General features: G+C 68.9%; 11 protein-coding genes. 5 read left to right on the forward strand and 6 right to left on the reverse strand.

Features of this window, described 5'->3' with window-relative positions; all coding sequences use genetic code 11:
- Window positions 1-44: 44 nt before the first annotated feature.
- Entirely contained in the window at window positions 45-2,159 is a 2,115-nt protein-coding gene (gene glgX / locus ACH413_RS46305; RefSeq protein WP_360048722.1) for a glycogen debranching protein GlgX, read from the reverse strand.
- A gap of 104 nt (window positions 2,160-2,263) precedes the next feature.
- Here glgX and ACH413_RS46310 point away from each other — a divergent pair, with 104 nt between their 5' ends.
- The 4 genes from ACH413_RS46310 (at window position 2,264) to ACH413_RS46325 (ending at window position 6,152) form a co-directional block, all read left to right on the forward strand.
- Window positions 2,264-3,091, forward strand: coding sequence for an ABC transporter ATP-binding protein (locus ACH413_RS46310; RefSeq protein ID WP_360048723.1), 828 nt, complete (start codon window positions 2,264-2,266; stop codon window positions 3,089-3,091).
- Window positions 3,092-3,264: 173 nt separating this feature from the next.
- Entirely contained in the window at window positions 3,265-4,044 is a 780-nt protein-coding gene (locus tag ACH413_RS46315; RefSeq protein ID WP_360048724.1) for an enoyl-CoA hydratase-related protein, read from the forward strand.
- On the forward strand, window positions 4,034-4,990 hold the full coding sequence (locus ACH413_RS46320) for a class I SAM-dependent methyltransferase (RefSeq protein ID WP_360048726.1): 957 nt from the start codon (window positions 4,034-4,036) through the stop codon (window positions 4,988-4,990). The genes ACH413_RS46315 and ACH413_RS46320 overlap by 11 nt, the downstream gene beginning before the upstream one ends.
- 1 nt (window position 4,991) lies before the next feature.
- Window positions 4,992-6,152, forward strand: coding sequence for a class I SAM-dependent methyltransferase (locus ACH413_RS46325; protein WP_360048728.1), 1,161 nt, complete (start codon window positions 4,992-4,994; stop codon window positions 6,150-6,152).
- Here the strand turns inward: ACH413_RS46325 and ACH413_RS46330 are convergent.
- Window positions 6,111-6,698 carry a TetR/AcrR family transcriptional regulator gene (locus ACH413_RS46330; RefSeq protein WP_360048729.1) on the reverse strand — a complete coding sequence of 196 codons (588 nt, stop codon included), beginning with the start codon at window positions 6,696-6,698 and terminating at the stop codon, window positions 6,111-6,113. The two genes, ACH413_RS46325 and ACH413_RS46330, sit on opposite strands and share 42 nt — an antisense overlap.
- A 91-nt stretch (window positions 6,699-6,789) precedes the next feature.
- Between ACH413_RS46330 and ACH413_RS46335 the strand changes: the two genes are divergently transcribed.
- Window positions 6,790-7,179, forward strand: a complete 390-nt coding sequence (locus tag ACH413_RS46335; RefSeq protein ID WP_360048730.1) for a DUF4267 domain-containing protein — start codon at window positions 6,790-6,792, stop codon at window positions 7,177-7,179.
- Here the strand turns inward: ACH413_RS46335 and ACH413_RS46340 are convergent.
- The 4 genes from ACH413_RS46340 to ACH413_RS46355 form a co-directional block, all read right to left on the reverse strand.
- Window positions 7,115-7,840, reverse strand: a complete 726-nt coding sequence (locus tag ACH413_RS46340) for a nucleotidyltransferase domain-containing protein (protein WP_360048732.1) — start codon at window positions 7,838-7,840, stop codon at window positions 7,115-7,117. The genes ACH413_RS46335 and ACH413_RS46340 overlap by 65 nt on opposite strands.
- A gap of 55 nt (window positions 7,841-7,895) precedes the next feature.
- Window positions 7,896-9,716: a hypothetical protein gene (locus tag ACH413_RS46345; RefSeq protein WP_360048733.1), complete on the reverse strand. Its 1,821-nt coding sequence runs from the start codon at window positions 9,714-9,716 to the stop codon at window positions 7,896-7,898.
- Between the two features lie 65 nt (window positions 9,717-9,781).
- Window positions 9,782-13,039 (reverse strand): GH92 family glycosyl hydrolase, encoded by a 3,258-nt coding sequence (locus tag ACH413_RS46350; RefSeq protein ID WP_360048735.1) that lies wholly within the window; start codon window positions 13,037-13,039, stop codon window positions 9,782-9,784.
- A gap of 58 nt (window positions 13,040-13,097) precedes the next feature.
- Window positions 13,098-13,952, reverse strand: a complete 855-nt coding sequence (locus tag ACH413_RS46355) for a nucleoside hydrolase (protein ID WP_360048736.1) — start codon at window positions 13,950-13,952, stop codon at window positions 13,098-13,100.

The following is a 13,952-nucleotide window of genomic DNA, read 5'->3' on the forward strand; positions in this document are numbered from 1 at the left end:
TGGCGGAAGCACCTCGGACACAGAGTCAAGTAACCGCAAGGAGTTCAGCGCGGGAGCCGGAGCAGCAGCAGCGAGCGCGCCGCCACCGTCACCTCGTCCCGCGGCGCGAAGGAGCCGGGGTTGGCGGGGGAACCGTCCGTCGTCGTCGTGTCCAGGTACGGCTCGTACGACGGCCCGTAGCGCTCGTGCGGCAGCGTCACGCTGATCTCGTCCGCACCGGCGTGCATCAGCATCAGCCACGAGTCGTCGGACACGAGCTCGCCGTCCCGTGTGCGCGAGAGGCAGTTCGAGCCGTCGATGAACATGCCGAGCGTGCGGCGGCCTTCGTCGAACCAGTCCGTCTCGGCCATCTCCTGCCCGTCCGGCCGGAACCACACCAGGTCCGGGTTGCCGCTGGGCGTCGTGCGGCCCTCGAAGAACTCGGGCTGCCGCAACGCCGGCGACGACGCGCGCAGTTCGATCAGCCGTTGCGTGAACCCCAGCAACGCCTTCCCCGCGTCGCTCTCCGTCCAGTCGACCCACGAGACGCGGTTGTCGAGGCAGTACGGGTTGTTGTTGCCGCCCTGGGTGCGCCACATCTCGTCGCCCGCCGTCATCATCGGCGTGCCGGTCGACAGCAGCAGCGTCGCGAGCAGGTTCCGCGCCTGCTTGGCCCGCAGCGACAGGATCTCGGGATCGGTCGTCTCACCCTCGGCGCCGTGGTTCCACGAACGGTTGTCGTTGGTGCCGTCGCGGTTCTCCTCGCCGTTCTCCTCGTTGTGCTTGTCGTTGTACGACACCAGATCCCGCAGCGTGAACCCGTCGTGCGCGGTGATGAAGTTGATCGACTGCCACGGCCGGCGCAGGTCGTCCGCGTACAGATCTGAAGACCCCGAGAGCCGGTACGCGAGATCGCGCACGGACGTGTGGCCGCGCCAGAAGTCCCTGACCGTGTCGCGGTAGCGGCCGTTCCACTCGGCCCACTGCACCCCGAAGTCGCCGACGCGGTACCCGTCGCCGGTCGCGTCCCACGGCTCGGCGATCAGCTTGGACCGGCACAGCACCGGGTCCGTCGTGATGGCCGTCAGCAACGCGCTGTCGCGGTCGAAGAACCCGCCGCCGGGACGGCCCATGGTCGAGGCGAGGTCGAACCGGAACCCGTCGACGCCCATCTCGTCGGCCCAGTACCGCAGCGAGTCGGTGACCAGCCGCACGACCTGCGGCGACCCGGCGTCCAGCGTGTTGCCGCAGCCGGTGATGTCGACCGTGCTGCCGCCACCGGCGTGCAGGTAGTACCCCGGCGCGTCGTAGCCGCGGAAGGAGACCGTCGGCCCGTCCGGACCACCCTCGCAGGTGTGGTTGTAGACGACGTCGATCAGCACCTCGATGTTCGCCGCGTGCAGTGCCGCGACCATCGTGCGGAACTCCTGGATCTCGCGGCCCGGCTCGCTCGCGTAGGCGGCGTGCGGCGCGCAGTAGCCCAGCGGCGAGTAGCCCCAGTAGTTGCTCGCGCCCCGGCTCAGCAGCGACGGCTCGTCCAGGAACGCCTGGACCGGCAGCAGTTCGACGGTGGTGACCCCGAGCCGCGTGAGGTGCTCGATCGCCGCCGGATGCGCCAGCCCGAGGTACGTGCCGCGCAGCTTCTCCGGAATCTCCGGGTGGTTCTTGGTGAAGCCCTTGACGTGCATCTCGTAGATGACGGCCTCTTCGAACGGCACCTCGGGCCGCACGCCCGTGTCCACGCCGCCCGGTGAGCTCACGACCGAAAGAGGCACGCTGCCGAGGGAGTCGACCGCGGACGGCGGCCCGTGCATCGGATCGCCCACGTACCCGAGCACGGCGTTCAGGTCGGTGATCCCGCCCTCGATCTGCCGCGCGTACGGGTCGACCAGCAGCTTCGCCGGGTTGCAGCGCAGGCCGCGGCCCGCGTCGTACGGCCCGTGCACCCGGAACCCGTACCGCTGACCAGGCATGACGCCGGGCACGAGCCCGTGCCAGACGCCGAACGTCCGTTCGGTCAGCTCGACCCGTTTCTCCGCCCCGTCGTCGCCGATCAGGCAGACCTCGACCGCGTCGGCGACGTGGGACGTCACCGCGAACCGGACACCGCCTGCTTCGGCGTGTGCCCCCAGTGGGAACGGTCGGCCTGCCAGCACCTCGGACTCGGGTCGCGTAGCCATACCTCCGATCTTGGCATCCGGCACCGACAAAAAACTTGAGAGTTCACACAGGCGGCCCAGCGGCCTCACCCGGTGCGTGGGACACCCCGATGGAGGACCCGTGCATGGTCGTTCGGAAGAATGGAGCCGTGGCGGACGTCGACGTGACAGATCTGGTCGTGCACATGGCGGGCGTATCGGTCCGCCGCGGGAAGAACACGCTGGTCGGAAACATCGACTGGAGCGTGGAGCTGGACGAGCGCTGGGTGGTGCTGGGCCCGAACGGTGCCGGCAAGACCACGCTGCTAAGGCTCTCCAGCGCCGACCTGCACCCGACCAAGGGCAAGGTCCACCTGTTGGGTGAACGTCTGGGCAAAACGGACGTCCAGGAGCTCAAGCCCCGGATCGGTCTGTGCTCGGCGGCGCTCGGCGGCCGCATCCCGCCCGACGAGACGGTCGTCGACCTCGTCGTCTCCGCCGGCTACGCGGTGCTCGGCCGCTGGCGCGAGGAGTACGGCAAGCAGGACACCGACCGCGCCCGCGAACTGCTCGGCACCCTCGGCATGGCGCACCTCGCCGACCGCCTCTACGGCACGCTCAGCGAGGGCGAGCGCAAGCGCACGCTGATCGCCCGCGCGTTGATGACCGACCCCGAGATGCTGCTGCTCGACGAGCCCGCCGCGGGCCTCGACCTGGGTGGCCGCGAGGACCTGGTCGCGAAGCTCTCGGAGCTGGCGCTCGACCCGGACGCGCCCGCGATGGTGCTGGTCACGCACCACGTCGAGGAGATCCCGCCCGGCTTCACGCACGCGTTGCTGCTGCGCGAGGGCTCGATCGTGGCCCAGGGCCTGCTCGACGACGTGCTGACCGAGGAGAATCTTTCCAAGACCTTTGGCCAGGACCTCGAACTCCAGAAGTCCGGGGACCGCTTCTTCGCCCGCCGCAAGGTCTGAGAAGCTACCGCTAGGTAACGTGACGGCAATCGGACGGAATCGCGAGTTCGCGTCGGTCGTCCGGCCGCCGGTTCAGGTCAACCGCCGCAGGCGATTCGGCCCGAATCGGCGGCCGGACGACCGACTTCCCGGCGAACTCGCCGCCGTCTGCGGAGCAGCGGCAAAGGAGCACAGTGGCTGAGTTCGTGAGGCTTGAGGTCGAGGACGGGATCGGCACGATCCGCCTGGAGCGGCCGCCGATGAACGCCCTGAACCGGCAGGTGCAGACCGAGCTCCAGGCCGCCGCGAAGGAGGCCTCGGAGCGTTCGGACGTCTACGCGGTCATCGTCTACGGCGGCGAGAAGGTCTTCGCGGCCGGCGCGGACGTCAAGGAGTTCGCGCAGATCTCCCACGCCGAGATGACGCTGCGGGCCAAGGGCCTGTCGGACGCTCTCGGCGCGCTGGCCTCGGTGCCGAAGCCGACGGTCGCCGCGATCACCGGGTACGCGCTGGGTGGCGGCTTCGAGGTCGCGCTCGGCTGCGACCGCCGCATCGCCGGTGACAACGCGAAGGTCGGCCAGCCCGAGATCCTGCTCGGCCTGATCCCCGGCGGTGGCGGCACGCAGCGCCTCGCCCGGTTGATCGGTCCGTCGAAGACCAAGGACCTGCTCTACAGCGGCCGGTTCGTGGGCGCCCAGGAGGCGCTGCAGATCGGCATGGTCGACGAGGTCGTCGCACCCGACGACGTGTACGCCGCGGCCGTGCGGTGGGCCAAGCAGTTCGTCGGCGGGCCCGTGCTGGCGCTGGCCGCGACGAAGGCCGCCGTCGACGGTGGTCTCGACACCGACCTGGAGTCGGGTCTGAAGCTCGAAAGCCACCTCTTCGCGGCGCTGTTCGCGACGGAGGACAAGAAGGCGGGCGTGGAGTCGTTCATCGAGAACGGTCCTGGAAAGGCGAAGTTCAGTGGCAACTGACCCGGCACCCAACCCGCACGCGACCGCGGAAGAGGTCGAGGCGGCCTACAAGGACACCAAGCTCGCGCAGGTGCTCTACCACGACTGGGAAGCGGGCACGTACGACGAGAAGTGGTCGATCTCGTACGACGACCGCTGCATCACCTACGCGACGGACCGGTTCCGCGCCGCCGCGGGTGACGTCGGCCCGTACGAGCACGCGCTGGAACTGGGCTGTGGCACCGGTTTCTTCCTGCTGAACCTCATGCAGGGCGACGTGATCAAGAAGGGCTCGGTCACCGACCTGTCGCCCGGCATGGTCGAGGTCGCGCTGCGCAACGCGTCGCACCTCGGGCTGGACGTGGACGGCCGGGTCGCCGACGCCGAGCGGATCCCGTACGACGACAACACCTTCGACCTCGTCGTCGGTCACGCGGTGCTGCACCACATCCCGGATGTGGAGGCGGCGATGCGCGAGGTGCTGCGCGTTCTCAAGCCCGGTGGGAAGTTCGTGTTCGCGGGCGACCCGACGAACATCGGCAACTTCTACGCCCGCAAGCTCGGCCAGGCGACGTGGTGGCTGACCACCAACATCACCAAGGCCGTGCCGGTGCTGGGCGACTGGCGCCGTCCGCAGGAGGAGCTCGACGAGTCCTCCCGCGCGGCGGCTCTCGAGGCGGTCGTCGACCTGCACACGTTCGACCCGGACCAGCTCGAGGCGACGGCTCGTCGTGCGGGCGCTGTCGGTGTTCACGCGGTGACCGACGAGCTGTCCGCGGCCCTGTTCGGCTGGCCGGTGCGCACGTTCGAGGCCGCCGTGCCGCGCGAGAAGCTGGGCTTCGGGTGGGCGATGTTCGCCTACCGCACCTGGCAGAACCTCTCGTGGGTCGACCAGAACGTCCTCTCGAAGGTGCTGCCGCGCGAGGTGTTCTACAACGTGTCGATCACCGGTAAGAAGACTTCCTGAGTTGGGGTACGCGTTCACCTCTGCCGACGTGGCGTTCCTGCGCTCCGCCGCCGGAACCGCCGCGTTGGCCGAGGTGGACGCGTTGCCCTTTTCCGACGCTTCCCGTTTGCGGGACGTCGAAGTAGCTCGGAAGCTTCTCGGTTCGTCCTTCGCTCCGGTCGTGGAAACCGTGCTGCTTCGGCGTCGTGCGGTGTCCAAACTGGACTCCGCTGGTTCGTGGCTCTTCACGGACGATGCTCTGCAGCAGGCCACGGCGTCGACTGTCGCTCGTCATCGCGCTCTGCGGTTCGTTGGTCGCGACGTGCACGACGTGACGTGTTCGGTCGGTGCGGATCTCTTCGCGTTGAGCGCGGTGGCCTCGCGTTGTGTCGGCTCGGACCTCGATCCGGTGCGGCTTGCCATGGCGCGCAACAACGTTCCGGGGCAACTGGTCGTTCAGGCCGACGCTTTGCGGCCGGTGTCTCGCGCCGGTGCAGTCACCGCTGATCCGGCCCGCCGCGATTCCGCCGGCCGTCGCAAGTGGAATCCCTCGGACTTCGTGCCGCCGCTGGACGAGCTGTCCGAGGTGTACTCGGGCGTCGATCTCGCGGTGAAGTGCGCTCCCGGCATCGACTTCGCCGTCGCGCCGTGGGCGTCCGAGATCGAGGTCGTGTCGCTGGACGGCGCGGTCCGGGAAGCCTGCCTGTGGACCCGAGGCCTTGCCACGCCTGGGGTTTCGCGCCGCGCCTCCGTCCTGCACGGCTCGGAGTCGTGGACCCTGACGGACGCCGAACCCGACGACTGCCCGGTCGCCCCGCCCGGCACGTGGATCATCGATCCGGACGGCGCGGTCGTGCGCGCCGGCCTGGTGCGGCACTACGCGGCCCGGCACGGGTTGTGGCAGCTCGACGAACGCATCGCGTACCTCAGCGGGGACGAGCCACCGCCGGGCATCCGCGCGTTCCGCGTGCTCGAACACGGGCACTACACGGAGAAGTCGCTCAAGTCGTTGCTGAAGACGCGCGGTGTCGGCCGGCTGGAGATCCTGGTGCGCGGCCTCGATGTCGACCCGAACACGTTGCGCAAGCGGCTGAAGCTCTCCGGTTCCGCGTCGGCCACGGTCGTACTGACCCGGATCGGCTCAAAGCCCGTCTTCGTGCTGTCCGAGGCTGAGCGCACTTAGCGCGAGGTCGAGGCGCGCCTGGTCGTGTTCCGGCCGCAGCCTCTTGCCGTGCGTGAGCGTGGCGAAGCCGTGCAGCGTGCTCCAGTACAGCTCGGTGAGCGTCTCGAGATCCCGATCGCCCTTGATGGGCTCGACCGCCGCCACCAGCTCCGCGAACGCGTCGAGCAGTTCCTGCGGCACCTCGCCCGTGCCCCACGGCAGGTCGACCTGCTGCACGAACATCGCGTCGTAGAGCGCGGGCCTCTCCCTCGCGAACGCCAGGTAGGCCTCCGCTGTCGCCCGCAGCCGTGACTGCCCGCGCACCGGCCGGGCCTGGCGCAACTGCCTGGCCAGCACCCCGCACCCCTCGATCGCGACCGCGCGCACGATCGCGTCCTTGCCCTTGAAGTGGCTGTAGAGCACCGGCTGGCTGTACTCGACCTTCTCGGCGAGCCTGCGCGTGGTGACCGCGTCCCAGCCTTCCTCCTCCGCCAGTTCGCGGGCCGCGTCGATGATCAGCTGATGCCGCTCCGCGCGTTCGCGCTCGCGCCGGTTCTGAATGCTCACCCGCAAAATCTAGCACCGCTAGACATGCGAGCGCTCGCAATGTTAGCGTCGCTCCTGTCGCTAGCACTGCTAGATTCTTGCGGAGGATGCAATGCGTTTGACCACGATCCTGGGTTGGCTCGTCGTGCTGGCCGGCTTCTACTTCGGCCTCAGCTACCTGCTGAACGGCGACGCCGCGGCGTCGGGCTTCGGCATCGTCGACCCGACCGGCTACTACGTGGTGAAGGGCGTGCGCGACGTCGCGTACGCCCTGACAGCCCTGATCCTGTTGCTGATGGGCCACCGGCGGGCGCTGGGCTGGGTGATCCTGGCGGACTCGATCATCCCGATCGGCGACTGTCTAGCCGTGATCACGCACGGCGGCACGGTGGGCTACGCGCTCATGGTGCACGGCTCGGCGGCCGTGCTGGTGCTGCTCACGGCCGGTTTGCTGCTGCGGGAGACAACGCCCGAACGGCCTCGCGCAGTTCCGGCTCAGTGATCTCCCCGAGCAACAGCCCGGTCAGCACGTGGAACGCCCGCGCCAGTTCGTCGGGATGCGTGGACAACACGAGCGTCCCGGTGAACGCGCCGGCGTTCTGCAGGTCGTCCAGCCCGCGTCCCTGCACCGCGTTCACGTCTTCGCGCAGGCACCACAACGACATCACGTGGTCGCGCATCCCGTTGATCATGTAGACCGCCTGCCACGACCGTCCACGTGCGATGGACGACCGCGCGTGCAGCGCGTACAGCCAGGCAAGCCCGATGAGCTCGTCCCGGTCGGGTTGCCCGGCCTGCGGCAGGTCGTTCGTCTCACCGAACAGCAGCTTGAACGTCGGCCCGGTCGCCCCGAACTCGTCCGACGGCCAGAACGCGACGTCCACCTGCAACGTCGACCGCATCAGGAACACGCGGAACAGGACCGTGCCGCGCCGGACGTCGAGATGGCTGACGGCGCCGCACGCGTACATCAACGCGGTCCAGTCGACGACCACCGCGTCCAGGTCGCGCTCGACCGACAGCGCGAAGTCGATGTCGGACCAGCGATCTTCCCTGCCCACCGCGGCCGACCCGGTCAGCGCCGCCCCGACCACCCGTGGATCGACGTCGGCGGCGTTGACGAGGTCGCGGCGCAGCTGATCGCGCTCAGAAACCGAGAACACGGTCCAAGATTATTGGCCGCCGCACCAGCCTCGCTGGAGACCGCGACATTCCACGTCACCCGGGCTTGCGCACCAGGTTCGTGTACCCGGCCAACGCCAGCGTCGCCAATCCCCACACGGCGAGCTGCACCAGCCAGATGGCCGCCGTGAACGCCTGTCCCTTCTGCGACGCGGTGTCCAGATCGCACCGCGTCCGCATCCCGGTCATGGCCAACGGCAACCCGCGATCAAGCCCGAGCCCGACCAGTTCGACCGTCGAACAAGGAACTCCCGGGGTGGTGACCCGTTCGGCGACGTGATGTCCAGGACGCGTGTCGACCTGCCCGGCCCACCAGCCGATCGCCCCGGCGGCGACGAGCACCAGCAGCAGGGCGGCGGCGGTGCGGCGAGCCCGATATCCGTACCCGGCCAGCACTCCCCACAGCCAGTGGAACCACCGCGTCAACGTCCCGCCCAACGACTGAGGGCTGCGGCGACGCAGATCCGTCTGCTGTGCCATGAGAATCCGGCGCACCGTCCCGTCGTGGCCGGCGGCCCGTTCGACAGCGGCGAGCCGTTGGTAGGCGGAAGCGTGATAGGCCGGGGTGTGGCAGCGGATCACGTGCAGCCACTGTTCCCAGTCCCACCCCGATCCGAGGGCGGGGTAGGAGAAGTCGTCGATGCGGACGAGACCGTCGTGTTCGCACGCCGGGCCGCGGCCGAGCGCGGGGCACAGTGCGGCGTGCGGCAACCTCGTCGACACTCCCACCACCATGTGCTGGAGGTTCATCACCAGGTTCGACCCCGAACTCAGTTCGACCGCGTCCGCACAACCGAACCTGCCGTCGACGTGGGTGCCGATCAGGCTGAGCGCGGGGCCGTCGCCGCCCGCGGAGAACCTGTTCGCGCCGATCATGATCAACGAGTCGCCGATGCGGGCGCGGTCGGCCCGGAGAGCGGGACCGGCCGTGTTCGTCACCGTCGCGCCGGCGAACTGGAGCGCGTTTCCGATGCGGGCGCCGGCCAGGTCGGCCGCACCGAACTCGTCGTGCCCGGTGAGGAGGAGGCGGTCCCGCAGCAGGAGGTTCCCGCCGACCTGGATCCCGTTCGACTCCAGCGCGGGTCCCGCGGCGTTGATGATCTCCGTGTCCCTCATCTCGACATGTCCTGAGATGTGGGCGCTGACGAGGCGGACCGCACCCTCTTCGCCGTGCCCGGTGATCCGGTTGCCCTTCCGCAGGGAGAAGTTGCCGCCGACGGTGATGTTGTCGAAGACCAGCGCGGCCCCGGCGCCGTTGGTGACCTCGGACTCCGTCACCTTGAAGTTCGCCGCGACGTGGGCGCCGAAGAGGTTGAGCGCGCTGCGGCCGGACCCGGCGATCCGCACACCTCGCAAGGTCAGGTTGCCGCCGGCCTTCAGCCCGTCGGCGTGCAGCGCGGCGCCGCCGGTGTTGGTGATCTCCACGTCCGCGAACTCGACGTCGCCCGCGATGCGGGCGTCCAGAAGCCTGATCGTGCCGCGGGGGTCGTCTCCGGTGATCCGGATCCCGCCGCGCAGGAACAGGTCACCGTCGAGCTGGAGGCCGTTCGCGTGGATCCCCGCACAACTCCCGCCGTAGAAGTGCAGTTCCGGCAAGCTCGCGTAACGGGCCATGACGGGTTCGTCGAGCGTGCAGTCGCTGAAGCTCAAGCCCGCCACAGCTTTCACGCGGACGAGGTCGAGGGTGCCCTCGATCCGAACCCCGCGCAGTTTCACCCCGCCAGGATCGAGCTCGCCGCGGCGACCCATCAGCAGTTCCCGGATCAGCCCGGCCCGCACCACGGTGCCGGGCTCGGCGCACTCCAGCCACTCGCCGTCGCGGGCCGCCCTGATGAGCCGCTGCTCGATGTCGGTCACTTCGGGATCATCCCCTCGGTGGGGGCGGCTCAGCCGGTGAACCGAGCCGCACCCACCGGGATGGCCTAACCCAGTGCCACGGCGAAGATGTGCATGTCGCCGTCATCCGGCAGCACGACGCTCGCCAGCGTCTTGCCCTCCGGAGCCACGTACGTCTTCGTCGCGAAGATGTGCGTGGCGACCTTCTCGTTGCCGCCGCCCAGCGTGTTGCGGTATGGCGTGTTCGCGACGATCACGTTGCCGTAGCTCGGTGCCGCCCCGCCGCCGCCCAGCGTCCAGTCGCTGAAGCCGATGTCCACCGACGCCGTGGTGCCGTCCGTGAACGTCACCGTGGCCGGCTTCGTTCGCGCTCCGTTGGCCGCGGAGCCGACGAAGGCGAGCTTGGTTCCGGACAGGGCAAGCGTTTGCTTCTTGGCGGTCGCGTTGTCGGGACGGCCGGGAGGCGACGACGGCCACGTGAACGTGAGGCCGTCGACGGTCGCGGTGCCGCCCGGCGGAAGACCGGCCGTGGCCAGCGCTTCCCGCGAGTAGCTGTAGCCGCCGCCGTCGAAGTCGCCCTCGCCGTCCGCGTCGGCGGAGGCGCCCACGTTGTTCACGGCGGCGAGCATGCTGCCCGCCGGCGCGACCTTCACCGTCTGCGGCAGCACGACCGGCTTGGCCGCGCCCTCGACGTTCACCGTCACGGTGATGTCGTAGAAGCCTTGTGCCGCATCGGGTGCGGCCGTGACCGTGAACTCCGAAGGCACGGCACCGGTGGTGGGCGTGAACTTCAGCGTCTCCGGGCCGGTGACCGTGTAGGTCGCCTTCGGGTCACCGTCGTAGAGCTTGACCGAGTTGACCTTCGCCGTGACCGACTTGCCGGGCTCGAGCACGAGCTGCCGCGGTTCGACGGTCAGGAAGTACGGCTGGTCGTGCTTGATCGGCTTCTCGCCGTCGCGGAACGACGGCGGGGCGTCGGAAGCACCGGTGCCCCAGGAAGAAGCGGTCTTGCCCAGCACGAAGTCCAGCTTGCCGCCGCGTTCCACGAACGACTCCGGCAGCCACGTCTTCGAGGACGCCTTGCCGTTGACCTTCAACGACTGCACGTACTTCGTGGCGGCGTTGGCCTGGGGTGCGGTGATCGTGATGTCCTTGCCGCCACCGCGGTTGATCTTCACCGACGTGAACAGCGGGCTGCTCAGCACCAGCTCGGCGCGCGACGGCACCTGCGGGTAGATGCCCATCGCGGTGAACACGAACCACGACGACATCGCGCCGAGGTCGTCGTTGCCGGGAATGCCGCCGGGGGCGTTCTTCCACAGCGTGCCGATCGTCTCGCGCAACGTCTCCTGCGCCTTGGCGGGCTGGCCCGTGTAGTTGTAGAGCCACGGCACGTTCACGGACGGCTCGTTGTCCAGTTCGGACTTCGCGCCACCGCGACCCGTCAGAGCCCAGCTGCCGTCGGCGTTGTGGAAGAAGTCGTCCAGCCGCTTGTTGGCGCGTTCCTTGCCGCCCAGCGAGTCGACGAGGCCGGCGACGTTGTGCGTGACCATCCACGTGTACTGGGCGCTGCTGCCCTCCACGAACCCGTTGCCCGTGTCCGGCGTGAAGTCCTTGACCCACGTGCCGTCGGCGTTGCGGTTGCGGATGTAACCGCCGGCGCTGTCGGCGACCGGGTCGAAGTTGTTCTGCCACCACTGCGCGCGTTCGGCGAACGTCTTCGCGACCTTCTTGTCGCCGGTGCGTTCGGCGAGCTGGCTGATCGCGAAGTCCGCCGCGGAGATCTCCAGCGTCTCCGCCGCGCCGCCCCACGCGTTCGAGATGGACGGCATGTACTTGTTCTGCAGGTACTTGTCGAGCGACGGCCGCTGCCCGACCGACATCACGGCCCAGCCGTCCTTGCTCAGGTCCAGCGCCGTGGGCACGGTCGCGGCCTTCACCAACGACTTCAGCGACGCCTTGACGTCGTAGTCGTTGCCGCCGAACGCCGAGATGGCCGCCAGCGCGATCGGTGCCGGGTCGCCGTTCATCACGTGCGTGCCGCCGCCGTTGTGCGTCCAGCGGTCCCACACTCCGTTGTTCTGCTCGGACTGGTTGAGCAGCGACTGCGCGATGTCCGAGCCGATCTGCGGTTCGAGCATGGTGAGCAGCTGCAGCTGCGAGCGGTAGATGTCCCAGCCGGAGAACGTGCCGTACTGGGCCTTCTGCCGTTTCTTGTCGATCTTGTGGGTCTTGCCGTCGAACCCGGCGTACTCGCCGTTGACGTCGCTGAACAGGTTGGGGTGCAGCAGGGAGTGGTACAGCGCGGTGTAGAACTTCGTCCGCTCGTCATCGGAGCCGCCGCCGACCTCGATGCGCTTGAGCTGCTTCTGCCACGCGATGTACGCGTTGTCCCTCATGTCCTCAATGGACTGACCCTTGTTCTCGGCCTTGAGGTTCGCCTTCGCGTTGTCCAGGCTGACGTAGGAGATGCCGACCTTGACGCCGACCTGGCTACCCGGCGCGAAGCCGAGGTAGGCGCCGGAACCCTTGCCGAGCACCGGCCAGCCGTTCGTCCCGTACGTCGTGCCGCCCTTGGAGGACGTGCTTCCGGCCGTGACAACGTTGTCCTGGTACGTGCCGACCTCGGCGAAATCCTGGTCGAACTCCGCCACGAAGTGCAGCGTGTAGTAGCTGCGGCGGCCGACCTGGTTGATGTAGCCGCAGAAGTTGCCGCTCGTGACGCTGCCGGTGATGGTCCGCTTGTCCTTGTCGATCACCGTCTGGGCGTCCGACGACCCGACCTGCGACTTGGACGTGTTGATCAGCACCGTCGCCGGCTTGTCGGCGGGGAAGCTGAACCGCGCGGCACCGGTGCGTTCGGTGGCGGACAGCTCGGCCTTGGCGCCGGACTTCAGGGTCACGTCGTAGCGGCCGGGCTTGGCCACCTCGTCCGCGTGCGCGAACTCGCTGGCGTAGACCGCGTCGGTCGCGTCCGTGGTCGGCGACGTGGTGACGGCCCCGACGTGCGGGAAGATCGGGATGTCACCGCTTCCGCCCGCGCAGCCGGTCCCGGACATGTGGGTGAGGCTGAAGCCGCGGATCTTCGTGGCGTCGTACCGGTAACCGCCGGGAGCCGCGGCGCGCAGGGTGTTGCCGCGACTGGCTTCCGGGCTGAAGGAGAACATGCCGAACGGCACGACCGCGCCGGGAAAGGTGTTCCCGAGGTTGGTCGTGCCGATGAACGGGTTCACGTGTGCCGCCGGATCCGGCACCACCTGAATCTGGGGCTGAGCGGAGGCAGGGACCACTCCGAACGTCATGGCCACCGCTACCGCAGCTGTCGTGAGGACTCTTCGCTGCATGGTCGCGGACCCTACTTTCCGTGCCCGCCCAACCCCAGACAGCGACGTGAAGTTGTCGTCAAACGGACAAGCGCTGCTCCATGAAGGCCCTCAGCGCGGGCCAATCGCAGTCTTCCGCGACCTCTACCTGGTGCTTTCCCTCGACCAGCGCGCCCTCGTCGTCGATGTCGAGGCCGTGCGTCCTCAGGTGCAGAGTGCCGGGCACGATCGCCTCCGCCACGGCGACGGCGTCGTGGATCAGGATGCCCTCCTCGCGCCCGGACATGTTCTGCTCGGAATGCCGCGCGAGGTAGGCCCGGTAGGTGCCGGTGAGGTTGCTCAGCACGGGGTCGACGTTCGCGAGGAACTCGGTGTCCGCGATGCACCGCTGCGTCAGGTTGAGCGGCACGACGATCGGGTTGCCCGTGCGGATGACCGTCCGCGCGGCCTTGGCGTCCGCCCAGAAGTTGAACTCGGCACGCGCGGTCATGTTGCCGAGGCCGAGCCCGCCACCCATGACGATCAGCCGAGGGAACTCGATGCCGGCTTCGAGCGCGTGAGCGATGTTCGTCAGCGGCCCGATGGCCGCGACCACGGTGTCCGGCCCGACGTTGTCCGCGAAGAACTGGACGACGTCCTCGCTCCGGACGCCCTCGGGGTTCTCCGGCAAGGTGAGCGCCTGCCCACCAAGCCCGTCCTCGCCGTGCACGTCCGCCGCACCGCCAGGCCCGCCGAAGCCCCTGACCACCGGCACGTCGGTGCGGCCGAGGTGGGCGAGCAGGCGCAACGCGTTGGCCGTGGTGAGGTCGAGCCCGACGTTGCCGAAGACCGTGGTGAGGCCTTTCAGCTCGACCTCGGGACTGCGGGCCGCGAGCGCGATCGCGAACGCGTCGTCGACGCCGGGGTCGGTGTCGATGATGAGAGGAATCGCCAT

The sequence above is a fragment of the Lentzea sp. NPDC020367 genome (genome assembly GCF_044387305.1).
Taxonomy (GTDB): domain Bacteria; phylum Actinomycetota; class Actinomycetes; order Mycobacteriales; family Pseudonocardiaceae; genus Lentzea.

Excerpts from the sequence above, each read along its gene's own strand:
- ACH413_RS46335 (WP_360048730.1), top strand. The coding sequence starts at position 6,790 with ATGCGTTTGACCACGATCCTGGGTTGGCTCGTCGTGCTGGCCGGCTTC.
- ACH413_RS46310 (WP_360048723.1), top strand. The coding sequence starts at position 2,264 with ATGGTCGTTCGGAAGAATGGAGCCGTGGCGGACGTCGACGTGACAGAT.
- glgX (WP_360048722.1), bottom strand. The coding sequence starts at position 2,159 with ATGGCTACGCGACCCGAGTCCGAGGTGCTGGCAGGCCGACCGTTCCCA.
- ACH413_RS46355 (WP_360048736.1), bottom strand. The coding sequence starts at position 13,952 with ATGGCGATTCCTCTCATCATCGACACCGACCCCGGCGTCGACGACGCG.
- ACH413_RS46350 (WP_360048735.1), bottom strand. The coding sequence starts at position 13,039 with ATGCAGCGAAGAGTCCTCACGACAGCTGCGGTAGCGGTGGCCATGACG.